Origin of the sequence: Pseudomonas protegens (assembly GCF_003363755.1) — a bacterium.
Taxonomy (GTDB): Bacteria; Pseudomonadota; Gammaproteobacteria; order Pseudomonadales; family Pseudomonadaceae; genus Aquipseudomonas; species Aquipseudomonas danubii.
The window spans coordinates 2,239,088-2,254,656 of sequence record NZ_CP031396.1 but is presented as its reverse complement, the minus strand read 5'-3'; the positions used below and the strand labels follow the sequence as shown (position 1 = coordinate 2,254,656).

Here is a 15,569-nt window from a genome sequence, read left to right as displayed (position 1 = left end):
AAGCTCGCTCCTACAGGGCCGGGTTACAGCTGTTGTTGCGCGCTGTAGCCTTCGAATGCGGTCTGCTGCTGGATCGCGGTGATGATGTTCTTGCGGGTCGCTTGCTGCTCGTTGCCGTTCTTGTCGAGGAACATTTCGCTTTCCAGTTCCGCCTCATCGCCTTCGCCGACAAAGCTGAAGCCGAGGAATTCGAAGGCTTCACGGTCGACGTTGGCCTTGGAGCGCGGGCGCATCGGCAGGGTGACGCTGATGCCGTCCTTGCTGATGGCGAACACTTCCATTTCCTTCTTCGGCCGCGCCTTGCTCTTGCCGCCGCTGGGGTTGCTGATGGCCTGGTGCGTCTGGTTCAGCACTTTCAGGGCCAGGCCGTAGACCAGCTCCTGGAAGTCCGGGTCGTCCTTGTAGCTGGAGAGAATCCGGCTGATGGGGAATTTCTTGCTCAGGTCTTCCAGGGCGGCCAGGTCGGCGGCCTCGGCGTCTTTGAGTTGCTTGAGCTGGCCCATGAGTTCATAGGCGGTGTCGTCGTCAAAGCGGTCGTGGGCCTGGCGAATCGCAGCACGCAGTTCGCGAATCTGGTCACTTTCTTTCGAGCTGTGGAAGGCGTCGAGCACCATCTCGCTGATGGTCTTGGCCTGGGACACGTGCTGGGAAAGATGAATGGCGTTTTCGTACTCGGCCTTGTTGGACAGGGCGATTACGGATTCTTCGGTGTTGGAATCAGGCATTGAACATCCACTACTTGGTTTAACAGGTTTGAGGCGCGAAAGGCCCAGGGGGATTTTCGGGGGCGCCTAATCTATTGGACCCGGACCCTAATGTCACGGACCAAGCGACCCGCGCAACAGGACCGTCCCTACAGACCGGTTTGTACGGCGAAGATTCCACAGTGCTCCAAGGGCATGGCCGCACCGCTTTCAGGCGTTGAGCCGCAGTTGCCGGAAGTTGCGGAACAGCTTGAGTGCTCGCCCGCAGAACAGACCAACGGTAAAGCCTGCAGCGGCGCCACTGATAGCGAGCATCTGCACGCTGGCGGCCTGTTCGGGGTGCACGGCGGTTTGATAGCCGATCCAATACTTCACCGCGAAGAACAGCAGCGAGATGGCGAGGATCTTCACGGTGCCAGGCACCAGGATCGCCTCGCCGCCGGGCTCCAGTAGCACGCCGGCGCTGGAGAACAACAGCATCGCCAGCAGGCTGCCGAGTGCGGCACCACCGGCCCAGGCGCCCAGCGCCAGCAATGGGTGATCGCCGAGATTCACCGACCACAGCGACCAGACCAGCAGGATCACTGGCGTCAGCAGCAGCGAACGACGGCTTTCGCGAGTGATGGCGAGGGCGTGCAGGCCGTAGTAGCCGATCAGGGCGAAGACCGCGTACACCCACAGGGGCGTGCCTTGGAGGATATCGAGCATCTGTAGCGTCCTTGCTTCAGCGGAAAATGAGCGATCCATGGTGCGCTTTGTACCCGCCGACGTGAAGCCTTCGCCCTCGGCACAGCTCACCGCAGCCGCTTGCGGCTGAAAACGTGCCGCTTGAAGCTCAGTGCACTTGGGTATCGCTGACCCCAGCCTCCAGTTCCTGACGCAGATCGCTGCCCCGGCGGGCGATGAACACCAGTTGCGCGGCATGCTCGGTGGGCTGCCCTGTGGCGAGGGTGAACTGGCTGCGGTTGCCCACATGCTGCAACCAATAGGGTTGTTCATTGCCTTCCAGGCGCACCAGGCCCTTGAGGCGCAGCAGGTCGGCGGGCAGGCGCGCCAGCCAGTCGCGCAGGGCCTTGGGCTGCAGCGGCCGCGAGCTTTTCCACACCCAGCTTTCGAACAGTTCGTCGTGGGCCTGGGGCAGGGCCTTGAACAGCACTTCGGTGGAACGCACCGGCGGCGTCAGCAGCAGCTCGGGTGGCAGTTCGGCCTGCACCGTTTCGAATACCGGGGCGCGGCCGCCGAGGCTGGCGCGGATGCTCTGCAACTGCTCGGCGCTCACCAGGTCGGCCTTGTTCAGCAGCACCCAGTCGGCGCAGGCCACCTGGGCCCGGGACAGCCGGGCCATTTCACCTTCCAGGTCCTGGTAGCCGCTGGCATCCACCAGGGTGATCACCGCGTCCAGGTGCAGGCGGTTGCGCAGTTGCGGGTAGCCGATGGTCTGCACGATGCGCTGCGGGTCGGAGACGCCACTGCACTCGATGACGATCCGTTCCAGGGCCGGGCGCAGCTTGGACAGGCTCACCAGTTGCGCCAGCAGGTCCTCTTGCACGGTGCAGCAGATGCAGCCGTTCTGCAGGCTGTACACCGCGTCGGTGACCTCGGCGATGATCGCCGCATCGATGTTCAGCTCGCCGAAGTCGTTGACGATCACCGCCAATCGACCGCTGTCGGCGCGCTGCACCATGCGGTTGAGCAGGGTGGTCTTGCCGGCGCCGAGAAAGCCTGCAACCACGGTCACCGGAATGCTCGGGGTGCTGTTCATTGTTCCTTGCCCTCGATCACCGGCGGCAGGCCTTCCCACACTGCCTGCAACGGCGTGTCGCTGAAGATGCCCTGGCGGTCGTAGACCAGTTGCCCTTCGACGAAGGTCAGTTGCACCTGGGTGTGGTGGATGTAGTTGCGCGCGCCCTGGGCGAACAGATCGCGGTCGAGGACGATCAGGTCCGCCGACTTGCCCACCTGCAGGCTGCCGGTCAGGTGTTCCAGGCCCATGGCGTGGGCGCCGTTGAGGGTCGCCACTTGCAGCGCCTGCTCCAGGCTGATGGGGTCGCCGAAGGTGTCGGGTTCCTGGTTCCACGGGTTCTGCCGGGTGACCATGGTTTCCAGGGCCAGCCACGGGTCGATGGACGCCACCGGCCAGTCGGTGCCGAACACCGCGATGCCGCCGGCCGCCAGCACGCCCTTGAAGTCATAGATGCGCTTGAGACGCTCCTGGCCGTAGCCGGAGCGGGCACCGCTGGCGAACGGCGTCGGGTACCAGGCCGCCGGGGAGAACTCGGCGATCACGTCCAGGCTCTGGAAGCGCTTGAGGTTGCCCGGGTGCAGCAAGGTGCTGTGGGCGCATTGGTGACGGATGCCGCTGTTGCCGTTGCGCCGCCGGGCTTCGGCCACGGCGTCGAGGAACACGTCGGAGGCGCCGTCACCGGTGCAGTGGGCGATCACCCGCAGGCCGCGCTTGTCCATGTCCACCACCATGTCGGTGATGTGTTCCGGGGTCAGGTTGAGCTTGCCGCGCCAGCTCGACTCTTCCGGCCAGGGGGTCAGCAGGTAGGACGACTTGGGCTCCACGGTGCCGTCGAAGTGGAACTTCACCGCGTTGGCGCTCAGGCGGGCGCTGCGATAGAAGTGCCGCTCGCCACTGAGCAGCTCCCAGCGCCGGCGCACCGGGAAGATATCGTCCTGCCAACTGATGGCCGCCTCCACCCGCAGGGTCAGCTCACCGGCGTCGTCCAGTTCCTTGAGGGCCTGCAGACGGTTCTCGCAGACGTGCACGTACTTGGTGGCGGTGACCCCGCGCGAGGTCTGGAAGTGCACGCCATCGCGGTAGGCGCGGCGTAGTACCGGGACGGGCGTCGGCGGCATGGCCGCGTGGATCAGGGCATAGGCGCCGTCGATCAGCAGGCCGTTGGGCTCGCCGCTCAGCTCGTCGCGCTCCAGGTAGCCGTTGCGCGGGTCGCTGGTGTGGCGGTCGATGCCGGCCAGATCCAGGGCCTTGGAGTTGACCATCATGGTGCCCCACATGCGGTCCAGCAGGGCCACCGGACGGTCCGGCATGACGCTGTCGAGCCACTCGCGGCCCGGGGTCAGGCCGGCTTCGCGGAAGGTGTAGCGGACCCAGTACTGGCCGTAGATCCAGCCATCGCCTGGGCGACTGTCGGCGTAGGCGTGGATCGCCGCCGCCAGTTGCTCGGGAGTCGGATCTTCGATGCCCACGTCCAGGTCGTCGGCGTAGCGCGGGGCCAGGGCCAGGTCCGGGTGGGTGTGCATGTCGTGCAGGCCAGGCATGCAGAAGGCCCCGTCCAGGTCGTGCTGTCGGGTGTTGGGCCCGATCAGCGAAGCCAGGGAGGCGAGGCTGCCCACCGCGATCAGCTTGCCCTGGCGGATGGCCACGGCATCGGCCCAGGGTTGGGCCGGGTCGAGGGTGTACATCCGGCCGTTGTGCAGCACCAGTTCGGCGTATTGATCGACGGCGCTATGGGTGGAGTTGAATTGGTCGGAAGCGGTCACGGGGTCAACCTCTCAAGCAGGGGGCCCTTCAAAGGTGGGCGGAAAAATGGGCGACAAGCTCAAATGCATTCTTGTTGTGCGGGCTACTGTGGCGAGGGCTGTTGTTTAGCGTTGTGCGCCCAGGGTTTCGACAAAGCCGGCGATGCGCTGGCAGGCGTCCTTGAGCACCTCGTCGGCGACGGTGAAGGAGATCCGCACGAAGCCCTCGGCGCTGGCCCCAAAGGCCTGGGCGTCGAGCACCGAGACCCCGGTGGCGCGGAACAGCTGCCAGGCGAAATCCATGCTCGACAGCCCTGTGCGGCGCACGTCCACCAGCATGAACATCCCGGCCTCGGGCTCGCGGCAATCGAGCAGGTGCACCGACTTGAGCCCGGCCACCACCAGATCGCGGCGCCGGCGATAGACCTCGCGGGCGCTGCCGATCACTTCTTCATCCAGCTCCAGGGCCTTGAGCGCGGCTTCCTGGATAAACCCGGGCAGGCCGTAGAGCATGCACAGCAGCAGGTTGTCCAGGTGCCCGACCAGGGCCGGCGGGGCGATCACCCAGCCCACGCGCCAGCCGGTCATGGCGTGGGTTTTCGACAGGCTGTTGAGGATCACCGTGCGCTCGGCCATGCCTGGCATTGAGGCGATGCTCAGGTGTTCGCGGTCATAGGTCAGTTGCCCGTAGACCTCGTCGGAGATCACCCACAGGTCATGCTTGCGCGCCACTTCGGCCACGGCTTCCAGCTCTTCGCGGCTGTAGACGTTGCCGGTGGGGTTGCACGGGGTGGCCAGGGCGATGCCCCGGGTCTTGTCGGTCAGCGCCGCTTCCAGGGCTGCGGCGGTCAAGCGGAAGCCGTTGGCTGCCGGCTGCTGCACGCAGGCGATCTGCGCCCCGGAGGCATGCACGCACGCCTCGTAGGTCAGGTACATGGGCTCGGGCACCAGCACTTCGTCGCCACTGCCGAACAGGCACAGGCAGGTGGCGAACAGACCGTTCTGTGCACCCGCCACCAGGGCCACGTTATCGGCACTGACATCGATGCCCAGCAGGCGCCGCTGCTTGGCGGCAATCGCTTCGCGCAGGGCCGGGCGACCCAGGACATGGGTGTAATGGGTGTCGCCTTGCTCCAGGGCAGCGCTGGCGGCGGCGCTGATGCGCGCATCGGTAGCGAAGTCCGGATCACCGACGCTGAGGACGATGACGTCCTCGCCGCGCCCCCGAGCCTCGATGGCTGCGTAGTGAATATCCCAGGCGCTGACGGATTCGCCGCTGATGCGCTGAACGAAAGGTGAGTAACGCATGTTGTTCTCCTCACGGGCTTGGTTGCCCGTGCAATCAATGGGTTCAGGCCTGACGCTGGGGGGCCCGGTTTCGTTCGGGGTTGCCCAGGCGTGCGCACAGATGCTCAATGGCGAAGGCCAGGATGATGTAGATCAGCGCCACCGCCAGCAGTGGCTCGTAGACCTTCAGGGTTTGGGCGCGCACCAGGTTGGCGGCGCCGAGCAAATCAGTGACCGCCACGGTGGACGCCAGCGCCGTGGCCTTGAGCAGCAGCACGCATTCGCCCACCAGGGTCGGGCGCACCAGCTCCAGGGCCCGGGGCAGCCACACCCGGCGCAGGGTCAGCCAGTAACCCATGCCGTAGGCGCGGGCGGCTTCCAGTTCGCCCCGAGGCACGGCCCGCAGGCCACCGCGCAGCACTTCACCGACATAGGCGCCGACACTCAGGGTCAGGGCCAGGGCCACGTACCAGAAACCTTCACGCAGGTAGGGCCAGAGAAAGCTGCCGCGAATCGGCGGGTAGGCGGCGAACAGGCTGCCGACCCCGTAATAGAGGATGTAGATCTGCACCAGCAGCGGCGTACCGCGGAATACGCTGATATAGAACTGCATCGGTGCGCGAATCAGAGGGTTGCGCGACGCCCGGCCCAGGCCCACCACCACCGCCAGGGCAAAGCCGCAGATTCCGCTCAGCAGCAGGAGCTTGAGGGTGATGCCCAGGCCGCGCAGCAGCTCTGTGGAAAAACCGTTGATCCAGGAAAAGTCCATTCGAGTCTCCTAGTGCTGGGGCAGCCAGCGGTTGGTGCGACGCTCGAGCACACGGAACAGGCTGCCGGACACCAGGGTGATGACGAAGTAGAAAGCCGCGACCGCCAGGTAGAACACCAGGTAGTGCTTGGTGGAACCGGCCGCCTGTTTGCCGACTGAAAGCAGTTCGCTGTAACCGACGATGCTGATCAGCGCGCTGTCCTTGACCAGTACCAGCCACAGGTTCGACAGCCCGGCCATGGCGTAGGGCAGCATGCTCGGCAGCAGGATGCGCCGCACCAGCAGCCAGCGCTCGATGCCGTAGGCCCGCGCCGCTTCGATCTGGCCGTGGGGAATGGCCTGGATCGCGCCGCGGATGATCTCCGCCGAATAGGCGCCCTGGACAATCCCCAGCACCAGTACCGCCGCGATAAAGCCGTTGACCGTGACACTCGGACGGTCCATGGCGGCCATGGCCATGTTCAACAGGTCAGTGCCGGCGTAGTACAGCAGCAGAATCAGCAGCAGCTCGGGCATGGCCCGGTACAGGGTGGTGTAGACGTTGGCCAGTTTCACCAGCCAGCGCGGGCCCTTGAGCTTGATCATCGCCACCAGCAGGCCGATGCCCAGGCCGAGGACGAAGGCCCCGGCGGAAATCTGCAGGGACACCAGCGCGCCCTGGGCCAGGGCACCGAGCCAGCCGTCGGCGACGAACAGTTGGGAAAGGTCGGACAGAGAAATCATGACGTATCCAGTCAACGCCGGCGGCCCGCGCGAGCGGGCGCGCCGGACGGCTTAGTTGGCAGAGATGTCGACGCTGAAGTAGCGGCTGCGGATCTTGTCGTAGGTGCCGTCGGCCTTGAGCGAGGCCAGGGCGGTGTTGATCCGCTGTTGTAGGGCGCTGTCGCCCTTGCGCAGGCCGACGCCGATGCCCGAGCCGAACAGCGGGTCTTTCGGCGCCAGGCCCTTGTCCGCCAGGCCAGCACCGGCCGCGGTCTTGAGGATCGGCTCGATGGTCAGGGCGTCGGCCAGCATCACGTCGATGCGCCCGCTCTGCAGGTCGGCGATCATGTCGTCCTGGGTGGTGTAGTAGCGCAGGGTCGAGGTCTTGCCGTAGTAGGTCTTGGCGAAGGTGGCGTTGGAGGTCGAACCCTGCACGCCGATCAGCTTGCCCTTGAGGCCTTCGGGAGTGGTCGCAAGCTCCAGGCTCTGGTCGGCGACCCACATGGCCGGAGTCTGGTAGTAAGGCGCGGAGAAATCGATGACCTTCTCGCGCTCCTCGGTGATGCTCAGGGAATTGAGAATGGCGTCGATCTGGCTCGATTGCAGGGCCGGAATCAGCCCGTCCCAGGCCACTTCCTTGAGCGGGCACTGGGCCTGCATGCGTTCGCACAGGGCCTTGATCAGCTCCGGCTCGAAGCCGCTCCAGTTGCCGTTGCCGCTTTTCATCGAGAACGGCGGGTAGGGTTCCAGGGCGATGCCGAAGACGATCTTGTCGGCGGCCACGGCGTGGCTGGCCAATGCGCTGAACAGGCAACCGGTGGCGAGCACCTTGAGCAGGTTTTTCATGGCTTTACCCTTTATCGAAGTTGTTGTTTTCAAGGATTGAAGCGGGACGTCAGACGCGGTTTTCCTGGGCCATGACGAATTGCCGGCAGCGTTCGCTGACCGGGTTGAGGAACACTTGCTGCGGCGGGCCTTCCTCTTCCACCAGCCCCTGGTGAAGGAACATCACCTTGCTCGACACATCCCGGGCGAAGGCCATTTCGTGGGTCACCAGGATCATGGTGCGGCCTTCCTCGGCGATGCCCTGGATGACCTTGAGCACTTCGCCCACCAGTTCCGGGTCCAGGGCCGAGGTCGGTTCGTCCATCAGCAGTACCTGGGGGCGCATGGCCAGGGCTCGGGCGATGGCCACACGCTGCTGCTGGCCACCGGAGAGAAAGGACGGGAAAGTGTCACGTTTGTTCGCCAGACCGACTTTTTCCAGCAGGTGCTCGGCGTGGGCGATGGCATCCTTGCGATCTTCACCGAGGACATACACCGGCGCCTCGATGACGTTTTCCAGCACGGTGCGATGGGGCCACAGGTTGAAGCTCTGGAACACCATGCTCAGTTGGGTGCGCAGGCGTGCCACCTGGGCCGGGTCGGCGACCTGAGGGTTGCCGGCGCGATCGGTCTTGATGCGCACCTCTTCGCCATTGATGCGCAAGCTGCCGCTGCAGGGAATTTCCAGCAGGTTGATGCAGCGCAGCAGGGTGCTTTTGCCCGAGCCGCTGGAGCCGATCAGCGACACCACTTCACCTTCATTGGCGCGCAGGGCAATGCCCTTGAGCACGTGGTGATCGGCGTAGCTCTTGTGCAGATCATCGATCGCCACCACGGGATTGACGGAGTTGGGCTGCGATTGCAAGGGTCGACCCTCTTGTTATTGTGCGATGGCCGGGCAGTACCCGGCACAGGGTAGGGCTGGAGAATTAGCCATCGATGGCCTGGGGTCAATCGAGCATTTTTAGCCCGATGCGGTAATTTTTTTCAGCAGTCGGGGATTTTTTCGGCGACGGGCAAGGCTATTGCCGGATCGCGATTGCGGCTATGGTGCTGGCACTCGTTTTTTGCAGTCGAGGCCTGATCGGTATGCGTTATCCCTCCATGACCGCTCTGCGCGCGCTGGACGCGGTGGCCCGCCTGGGCAGTGTCGCCGAAGCCGCCAATGAGCTGAACCTGACCCCCAGCGCCATCAGCCACCAGATCAAGAGCCTGGAGCAGACCCTGGGGTTTGCCCTGACCGAGCGCCAGGGCCGCAGCATTCGCATCACCTACCAGGGCGAGCGCTATGCCCGGGACATTCACCTGCTGCTGGCCAATATCCTCGAGGCCGGCCAGCGCTCCGACGGCCAGCAGGTCAGCGGGCGGCTGTGCATCAGCAGCCCGCCGGGGTTCGCCACCTATTGGTTGTGCACCCATATCGCCGAGTTCCAGGCGCTGTATCCCCAGGTCGAATTGCAGCTGGTTTCACCCCGCACCCCGGGCGACACCAGCGACAGCAGCGTCGATCTGTTCGTCGCCTACGGCATGGGCGACTGGCCCAACCAGCATGTGCAGAAGATCGTCTCCCTGCGCTATTTCCCGGTGTGCAGCCCGAGCCTGGTCAATGCCATGGGCGGTTTGAAAACCCTCGACGGGCTCGATCACGCCTTGCTCCTGCACATGATCGACTACTCCGATTGGCGGGTCTGGCTGGCGGCGGCCGGGGCGCCGAATGTCGATGTGCGCCGGGGCATCGTGTTTGCCGACGCGCACTTCGTGCAGTCGGCCTGCATCGCCGGCCAGGGCATCGCCATGGGCGACAACCTGATCAGCGGCGAGGCCCTGGCTCGGGGGCAACTGGTGCAGCCCTTCGGCACCGAAATCGAATCCAACCGCGGTTACTACCTGGTGGCCGACCTGCTCAAGGCCGAGCGCCCGGTGGTGCTGGCCTTCAGCGAATGGGTCAAGTCGCAGTTGCAGGGCATCACCCGCCTGCACCCGGAACCCCGGCGCAATGGCAAAGCGTGAATTTTATTGAGCAATCGCGGCGATTTTTTTCGATTGTTGCCCCTCGGGTGCAGCGACTAATGTCCCTCGACATCAGCCGGGCGCAGGGTGTCGTCCGGACGCATAAGAACAAGAGGAGTAGTCGATGACCACCTGTGCCCAGTCCCTGGTTCGTTTGCTGGAAGGTTATGGCGTGGACACGGTGTTCGGGATTCCCGGCGTGCACACCGTCGAGCTGTATCGCGGCCTGCATGGCAGCCGCCTGCGCCATGTCAGCCCGCGGCATGAACAGGGCGCCGGGTTCATGGCCGACGGTTATGCCCGGGCCAGCGGCAAGCCGGGAGTGTGCTTCATCATCACCGGTCCGGGGATGACCAACATCCTCACCGCCATGGGCCAGGCCTACGCCGATTCGGTGCCGATGCTGGTGATTTCCACGGTCAACCGTCGCGAGCACCTGCGCCTGGGCCATGGCCACCTGCATGAACTGCCGGACCAGCGGGCGATGGTGGCCGGGGTCTGCGCCTTCAGTCATACCCTGCAATCGCCTGCGGAACTGCCGGAGCTCCTGGCCCGGGCCTTTGCCGTGTTCAAGTGCGCGCGACCACGGCCGGTGCACATCGAGATTCCCCTTGATGTGCTGGACATGCCCGCCACCGACCTCAACCTCATGCCCCGCAGCCTGCCCGGTGCTCCGGCCCCGGCCGGAGCCTCGATCGAAGCGGCCGCGACCTTGCTCAACAGTGCCCACCGGCCGCTGATCCTGGCCGGCGGCGGCGCCCGCGGTTGCGCCGAAGTCCTGCGGCAATTGGCCGAACGCCTGCAAGCGCCGGTGGCCCTGACCACTAACGCCCGGGGCCTATTGCCCTGCGCGCACCCGCTGTTGCTCGACGGCGTGCAGTCATCGGCCCATGGCCGGGCGCTGATCGACGAAGCCGACGTGGTGCTGGCCGTGGGCACCGAACTGGGGGAAACCGACTACGACTTCTTTGGCCTGGGCCCGCTGCGTTTCAAAGGCTCGTTGATCCGCCTGGACATCGACCCGATGCAGGTCATGGGCGTGCAACGGGCCCATGTCGGCCTGGTGGGCGATGCCCTGGAAGGCTTGCAAGCCTTGCTCAGTAAAGTGGCGCCACCCAGCGCTCGCGGTCGTTGGGCGCTGGACAGCGTGCAACGCGTGAACCAGGCCGAACGCACCGGCTGGACGCCCAAGCAACAAGGCTTGCAGGGCTTGCTCGACCTGCTGCGCGACACCCTGGGCAGCCCGATCCTGGTGGGCGACTCGACCCAACCGGTGTACCAGGGCGCCTGCGGCTACCAGGCACCGGCCCCGGCCAGCTGGTTCAACGCCGGCAGCGGTTACGGCACCCTGGGCTACGGCCTGCCGGCGGCCATGGGCGCCAAGCTGGCACAGCCCGAGCGTCCGGTGGTGGCGTTGGTGGGGGACGGCGGCCTGCAGTTCGCCAGCAGCGAACTGATCGCCGCCAAGGAAGCGCAGATCGGCGTGATCCTGCTGGTGTGGAACAACCAGTGCTACGGCGAGATCCGCGACTACATGCAGGCCCGGGACATCGCGCCGCTGGGGGTGGACATCCTCACCCCGAACTTCGAGGCCATGGCCCAAAGCTTCCACGTGGCGCACCATCGTGCCGACACCCCGTCGCAGTTGCAGGAACTGCTGCAGAGCCTCAGGGATATCCGCCAGCCGGTGATGATCGAGGTCGACGCCGGCGCCTATCTGGCTCTGGACTGATCTGCGGGCCTGTTCTGCGGACGGGCTCTCCAGGAATGAGTCTTCAAGGGACAGGCCTTCAAGGGATAAGGTGGGTTACATTGACGTAGCCCGCCAGGACGCACCTTGTCACTTGAGGATTCATGGATGAACTGCATTTTCTGCCAGATCGTCGCCGGCACCCTGCCGGCGGCCGTGGTTTACCGCGATGAACACTGCATGGCCTTCATGGACGTGCATCCCCTGGGAGCGGGTCATGTCCTGCTGATTCCCCAGCTTCATGTAGAAAAGCTCGATCAATTGCCCGGTTTCGTCCGTCAGCATCTGTATCAGGTGTTCGATGGATTGCTGGCCGCGCAGCGGCGTGCCGGCTACGGCGTCGAAGGCACCCACCTGCTGGTCAATGATGGTCGGGCCACCAACCAGCACATCCCCCATGCCCATCTGCACCTGATCCCGCGCAAGCGTGGCGATGCCCTGGGGTTTGCCGGGCGCCTGCTGCTGCACTTCAGCGGGTTGTTTGGGCGTCGCGCCAAACTCGAGGTCCTGCAGCAGCAGGCTGCCAGCATCGCCGAACAAGTGCGCGTGCCCTGGGTCAGTGAAACCCCGATGGGCGGTCGCTGATATGGATCGCCGCCGCGCCCTGGCGCTTGAATACGCAGAGCACCAATACCTGCGGGCCCGGGTCCAGGGCGTGGCGAGTTTGCCGGGAAACCCTTATCAGGCGCAGCTCTATGGTGATCAGGATGGCGGAGCCTTTGTCGTGGGTGGCAATCCCAGTCCGATGATGAACCGGGTGCACGGCGACAGTGCGCAACAAGCCCGCAATCTTGCCGATCTGCTACAGACCTGCGTGGCTTACGCCCCGGCGATCGCCTTGATCGCCGAGTCAGCCAAGGTAGCACCCACTCTGGAGCTGGAGGGGCAGCAGCTGCAGCGCCTCAGGGGCTGGACCCACGGACAGCTGTTCGCCTCGGTGGACGAACTGGTGGCGCCGCCTTCGGCGCTGGATATCGAGCCGGTGCTCGCCTCGACCCTGGAAAGCTTCTGTGCTCTGCACCGCGAAGGCTTCAATACCCCTGCGGCCGCCCGGCCAGTCAACCAGGCAGCCTTCGGCGGCTTGCTCAACGATGGACGTGGGCATCTGTACCTGCTTCGGGACCAGGGCGTAGCGGTGGCCGGTGCGGCGCTATTCGTCGCCGACAATGGCGTGGCCTACCTGGGCACCGCCTTTACCACCAAGGCCGCCCGGGGCCAGGGCTATCACCGGGCCCTGATCGCCCATCGCTTGCAGCAGGCCGCCGCCCTCGGCGCCCAGAGTGTGGCGGCCACCGCCCTGGTGAACTCGCAAAGCCGGCGCAACCTGGAGCACTACGGCTTGCGCCTGTCCCACCTGCAGACCCTGTATCGGGCCGTGCCTTAGTGCGGGTTCTGTTGCGCCGCTGGCAGCGGGTCGAAGCGGATCGAGTGCAGGATCGCGTTCAGGGTCGCGAAGTCCTGGAAGAACCCCACGCTGTCAGCCACCACCTGACGCCGACCACTGTCGAGCAACGCCATCAGGCAGGTGCCACCATAGGCGTGAAAGCCGGTGTCCCCATCGCTGATGCCGCAGGTTTGATAGGCCCGCAAGCCTTTCCAGCCGGGGCCTGAGATGTCCTGCACCGGGCTGGGCGCATCCCTTCCGGCGCTGCGCATCCAGACGCCGTTTTCCTGATAGAAAAACAGCTCTTCGGCGGCCTGTTCCAGGCTGCCCTGCCGCAGGCACAGGTGCAGGGTGTACTCCTCGTTTGGGCGTTTTTCCGGATGGTCCAGGGTGAGGCAGTTCTGCGTCTGGCTAAGCTTCCAGCCTTTGGGGTACTGCAGGCTGAATCCCGGTCCGTTGAAGCGTGGCGAATCCTCGGGCAATACCGGTATCCCGTCTTCCTCCCGCAAGGGCTCGTACAGCCTGGGATCGTTGCGACAGGCGGACAGCGGGCGGGCCTGGGCCTTGTGCAACTGGTCGAGGCGATGAGTCCGTGGATCAGCGCTGGCGCTGACACAGGCACAACCGTAGCCGTAATGATTGTTGGTGCGTACCCATTGCTGGTCGTTGAAGGTGGGCCAGTCGCCTTCGGCCTGATAACCGCCCTGGCTGGCAATTTCCCAGACGCCGTCGCGGTCGGTCAGGGTGGCGTTGGCCGGGGTCGGGTTCTCGAACCAGCCGCATCGGCGTTCGACCTTGGCCGGAGCGGCGCTGGCAGGTAAGGCAATCAGTGTCAGGAGTGTGCAGATCAGGGCACGCTGAAACATGGAGCATCCTTGTTCGGGGTTAAGAACCGCAGATTGTGCGCCGGCATTGGCGTTAGTAGAGATCGAGGTCCTTGTTCTTCAGTAGCGCCACTTGCGCACCAAGTCGTCGCCGTAACGCTGGCTGATCAGCGCTTCGGCGCCGTCGTCGTCCTCGTACACCTCGGCCAGGCACAGCAGCATCAGCGCATCCAGGTACTCCTCGGGGGAGTCGAAGAAGCGTGTCAGCGCTACGCCGGTGTCGTGATCGAAGTAGTAGACCGCGCCGCTGTCCCGGTGGAAACAGAACAGGTTGCCGTTGCCCAGGTAGTCGCCAAAGGCAACCAGCTGGTGCGCCAGTGTCAGGTCCAGATCGCTCTCGGGGATATCGACAATGCCAGGGTAGGCCTCCAGCAGAGGCTGGATCGGGGTATGGCCGGGGCCTACGCTGCAAAGGATCTCCGCCAGGGACAGGACCCCCAGCTGCCGATGATAGTCGCGCAGAGAGGGCGGCAAGGTACAGCCCAGTCGCTGCTCAAGGGCCACCAGCGCTTCTTCGCTGACGGGGGTTAATTCAGGCTCGTTGACGTGCCCTTCCCACAGCGCGCCGTAGGCACCGATGACCGCCAGGTACCAGCTCAGCCGCGCACCCTGGTCGGGCAGGTCCTGCCAGGCCAGGGGTGGGCAGCCAGCGGGTGGCCAGTCGGCGTGTGGGGCGTGCTGTTCTGACATGGGGGTCCTTGGATGAGCGTGCGGGGTGGCGGATATGCGCGATGGTGCTGGCGTTCTAGGGGATGTATGAGAGTACTGGTTTGCTAAAAAAGCCAGCATGCAGCATGGTTCGAGGCGGATCTCGCAAAGACTGGGCTGCTATGGGCGACCCCAGACGTACTAGTCTGGAGCACCTTCTTTGAATAAAGCCTAACCTAGACGATGACGGCGATTTACCGTCCAGAGAAAAAGCTATAAAAACGCTCTCTAATGGAGTAAAGCCAAGCTGAAGAGTTTAATAGAAGTTTGGCCCGTTCCTTTAAGGATGCTTCTGGGATGAAACATATTATTTTTGAGTAACCAAGATAGCGCAAAAGTTGTAGAAGAAATGCTACAAGAAGTGCTCTCTGTTTTTGAGGGGAAAGCTTTGGTTTGTATTGTTCGTAAAAATAGAATATCGCACGCTGCCTGACCCACATCTGTTCGTTAATTTGTGAGTAATTGATCCCGCGCTTGTAACTGTTGTTGTCATGAATTCGATAAAAAATTCCAATTTTAGGGACGTGAGTTGCTTCGACGGAAGAGTAGCGTGCGTGGAGCATCATCCACACGTCTTCATTCGGCAAAAAACTTGGGATTGGAAAAGCCAATTGAGCAAATGAACGATTAAACGCCATGCAACCACCTGACTCAAGACCCAGTGCAGGGTTCTTTGGTAGTGTCATTGCATTGTATTTTGAATCAGCGGAGAAAGACTTTAGTTTGCAGTATGAGACTTTTGGTGTGCCGTCTTTCTGTATTGGCGTGATTCGCTCATGAATACTTTCTGCAATCAATAAGTCGTCAGCTGCCAGCAGGATAAAAATATCTCCAGATGCGTTCTCATAAGCAATATTGAAGGCTTGTGCTTTACCAACGCCCCCGCTTTTTATGAGTTTTACAAAGCTGAAAGCGAGTCTCTCTACAATATTGAAAGTTTCGTCATCAGATCCATCATCGACAACAATAACTTCGAAGTCGAGATTATTTATTTTTTCAATGGAACGAAGTGCTGCCTCAATGTAAAGAGCTTCATTTTTGGCGGGCATCAAAATACTTA

General features: G+C 63.5%; 16 protein-coding genes. 4 read left to right on the top strand and 12 right to left on the bottom strand.

The genetic code is table 11. The features are described from left to right. Positions 1–23: 23 nt before the first annotated feature. The 9 genes from DWF74_RS09865 to DWF74_RS09825 all read right to left on the bottom strand — a co-directional run bounded on the left by DWF74_RS09865 (position 24) and on the right by DWF74_RS09825 (position 8,638). Positions 24–725: a hypothetical protein gene (locus DWF74_RS09865; protein ID WP_047305989.1), complete on the bottom strand. Its 702-nt coding sequence runs from the start codon at positions 723–725 to the stop codon at positions 24–26. Between the two features lie 189 nt (positions 726–914). After that, positions 915–1,412, bottom strand: coding sequence for a DUF6622 family protein (locus DWF74_RS09860; RefSeq protein WP_115580865.1), 498 nt, complete (start codon positions 1,410–1,412; stop codon positions 915–917). Positions 1,413–1,539: 127 nt separating this feature from the next. Then, on the bottom strand, positions 1,540–2,466 hold the full coding sequence (locus DWF74_RS09855; protein ID WP_115580864.1) for a CobW family GTP-binding protein: 927 nt from the start codon (positions 2,464–2,466) through the stop codon (positions 1,540–1,542). After that, the gene (locus DWF74_RS09850) at positions 2,463–4,211 is read right to left on the bottom strand and encodes an amidohydrolase (RefSeq protein ID WP_115580863.1); all 1,749 of its coding nucleotides are present in this window, start codon (positions 4,209–4,211) and stop codon (positions 2,463–2,465) included. Before DWF74_RS09850 ends, DWF74_RS09855 begins: the two co-directional genes overlap by 4 nt. A 105-nt stretch (positions 4,212–4,316) precedes the next feature. Further along, positions 4,317–5,498: a pyridoxal phosphate-dependent aminotransferase gene (locus DWF74_RS09845; RefSeq protein WP_102860355.1), complete on the bottom strand. Its 1,182-nt coding sequence runs from the start codon at positions 5,496–5,498 to the stop codon at positions 4,317–4,319. 43 nt (positions 5,499–5,541) lie between these two features. Further along, on the bottom strand, positions 5,542–6,246 hold the full coding sequence (locus tag DWF74_RS09840; protein WP_102860356.1) for an ABC transporter permease: 705 nt from the start codon (positions 6,244–6,246) through the stop codon (positions 5,542–5,544). A gap of 9 nt (positions 6,247–6,255) precedes the next feature. Then, a complete protein-coding gene (locus DWF74_RS09835; protein ID WP_047305985.1) occupies positions 6,256–6,969 on the bottom strand; it encodes an ABC transporter permease in 714 nt (237 codons plus the stop codon). 51 nt (positions 6,970–7,020) lie between these two features. Then, complete coding sequence (locus DWF74_RS09830; protein ID WP_102860357.1) at positions 7,021–7,794, bottom strand: transporter substrate-binding domain-containing protein; 774 nt, start codon at positions 7,792–7,794, stop codon at positions 7,021–7,023. A 49-nt stretch (positions 7,795–7,843) separates the two neighbouring features. Continuing rightward, on the bottom strand, positions 7,844–8,638 hold the full coding sequence (locus tag DWF74_RS09825) for an ABC transporter ATP-binding protein (RefSeq protein ID WP_102860358.1): 795 nt from the start codon (positions 8,636–8,638) through the stop codon (positions 7,844–7,846). Positions 8,639–8,862: 224 nt separating this feature from the next. Here DWF74_RS09825 and DWF74_RS09820 point away from each other — a divergent pair, with 224 nt between their 5' ends. The 4 genes from DWF74_RS09820 to DWF74_RS09805 all read left to right on the top strand — a co-directional run bounded on the left by DWF74_RS09820 (position 8,863) and on the right by DWF74_RS09805 (position 12,917). Next, the gene (locus DWF74_RS09820) at positions 8,863–9,783 is read left to right on the top strand and encodes a LysR substrate-binding domain-containing protein (protein WP_053159989.1); all 921 of its coding nucleotides are present in this window, start codon (positions 8,863–8,865) and stop codon (positions 9,781–9,783) included. Between the two features lie 124 nt (positions 9,784–9,907). Further along, positions 9,908–11,515 carry a 5-guanidino-2-oxopentanoate decarboxylase gene (locus DWF74_RS09815; RefSeq protein WP_115580862.1) on the top strand — a complete coding sequence of 536 codons (1,608 nt, stop codon included), beginning with the start codon at positions 9,908–9,910 and terminating at the stop codon, positions 11,513–11,515. Positions 11,516–11,641: 126 nt separating this feature from the next. Beyond that, positions 11,642–12,118 (top strand): HIT family protein, encoded by a 477-nt coding sequence (locus DWF74_RS09810; RefSeq protein WP_115580861.1) that lies wholly within the window; start codon positions 11,642–11,644, stop codon positions 12,116–12,118. A 1-nt stretch (position 12,119) separates the two neighbouring features. Further along, entirely contained in the window at positions 12,120–12,917 is a 798-nt protein-coding gene (locus DWF74_RS09805; RefSeq protein ID WP_115580860.1) for a GNAT family N-acetyltransferase, read from the top strand. Here DWF74_RS09805 and DWF74_RS09800 read toward each other — a convergent pair. The 3 genes from DWF74_RS09800 to DWF74_RS09790 all read right to left on the bottom strand — a co-directional run bounded on the left by DWF74_RS09800 (position 12,914) and on the right by DWF74_RS09790 (position 15,558). Beyond that, positions 12,914–13,783 carry a DUF4087 domain-containing protein gene (locus DWF74_RS09800; protein WP_102860362.1) on the bottom strand — a complete coding sequence of 290 codons (870 nt, stop codon included), beginning with the start codon at positions 13,781–13,783 and terminating at the stop codon, positions 12,914–12,916. The genes DWF74_RS09805 and DWF74_RS09800 overlap by 4 nt on opposite strands. 78 nt (positions 13,784–13,861) lie before the next feature. After that, a complete protein-coding gene (locus tag DWF74_RS09795) occupies positions 13,862–14,491 on the bottom strand; it encodes an SMI1/KNR4 family protein (RefSeq protein WP_115580859.1) in 630 nt (209 codons plus the stop codon). A gap of 212 nt (positions 14,492–14,703) precedes the next feature. Continuing rightward, positions 14,704–15,558 (bottom strand): glycosyltransferase family A protein, encoded by an 855-nt coding sequence (locus DWF74_RS09790; protein WP_162884088.1) that lies wholly within the window; start codon positions 15,556–15,558, stop codon positions 14,704–14,706. Between the last annotated feature and the right edge of the window lie 11 nt (positions 15,559–15,569).

Bases quoted from the DNA above. Each gene is read 5' to 3' on its own strand.
- DWF74_RS09865 (WP_047305989.1), bottom strand. From the start codon at position 725: ATGCCTGATTCCAACACCGAAGAATCCGTAATCGCCCTGTCCAACAAG.
- DWF74_RS09815 (WP_115580862.1), top strand. From the start codon at position 9,908: ATGACCACCTGTGCCCAGTCCCTGGTTCGTTTGCTGGAAGGTTATGGC.
- DWF74_RS09795 (WP_115580859.1), bottom strand. From the start codon at position 14,491: ATGTCAGAACAGCACGCCCCACACGCCGACTGGCCACCCGCTGGCTGC.
- DWF74_RS09830 (WP_102860357.1), bottom strand. From the start codon at position 7,794: ATGAAAAACCTGCTCAAGGTGCTCGCCACCGGTTGCCTGTTCAGCGCA.
- DWF74_RS09805 (WP_115580860.1), top strand. From the start codon at position 12,120: ATGGATCGCCGCCGCGCCCTGGCGCTTGAATACGCAGAGCACCAATAC.
- DWF74_RS09855 (WP_115580864.1), bottom strand. From the start codon at position 2,466: ATGAACAGCACCCCGAGCATTCCGGTGACCGTGGTTGCAGGCTTTCTC.
- DWF74_RS09800 (WP_102860362.1), bottom strand. From the start codon at position 13,783: ATGTTTCAGCGTGCCCTGATCTGCACACTCCTGACACTGATTGCCTTA.
- DWF74_RS09820 (WP_053159989.1), top strand. From the start codon at position 8,863: ATGCGTTATCCCTCCATGACCGCTCTGCGCGCGCTGGACGCGGTGGCC.
- DWF74_RS09810 (WP_115580861.1), top strand. From the start codon at position 11,642: ATGAACTGCATTTTCTGCCAGATCGTCGCCGGCACCCTGCCGGCGGCC.
- DWF74_RS09860 (WP_115580865.1), bottom strand. From the start codon at position 1,412: ATGCTCGATATCCTCCAAGGCACGCCCCTGTGGGTGTACGCGGTCTTC.
- DWF74_RS09790 (WP_162884088.1), bottom strand. From the start codon at position 15,558: ATGCCCGCCAAAAATGAAGCTCTTTACATTGAGGCAGCACTTCGTTCC.
- DWF74_RS09840 (WP_102860356.1), bottom strand. From the start codon at position 6,246: ATGGACTTTTCCTGGATCAACGGTTTTTCCACAGAGCTGCTGCGCGGC.
- DWF74_RS09835 (WP_047305985.1), bottom strand. From the start codon at position 6,969: ATGATTTCTCTGTCCGACCTTTCCCAACTGTTCGTCGCCGACGGCTGG.
- DWF74_RS09845 (WP_102860355.1), bottom strand. From the start codon at position 5,498: ATGCGTTACTCACCTTTCGTTCAGCGCATCAGCGGCGAATCCGTCAGC.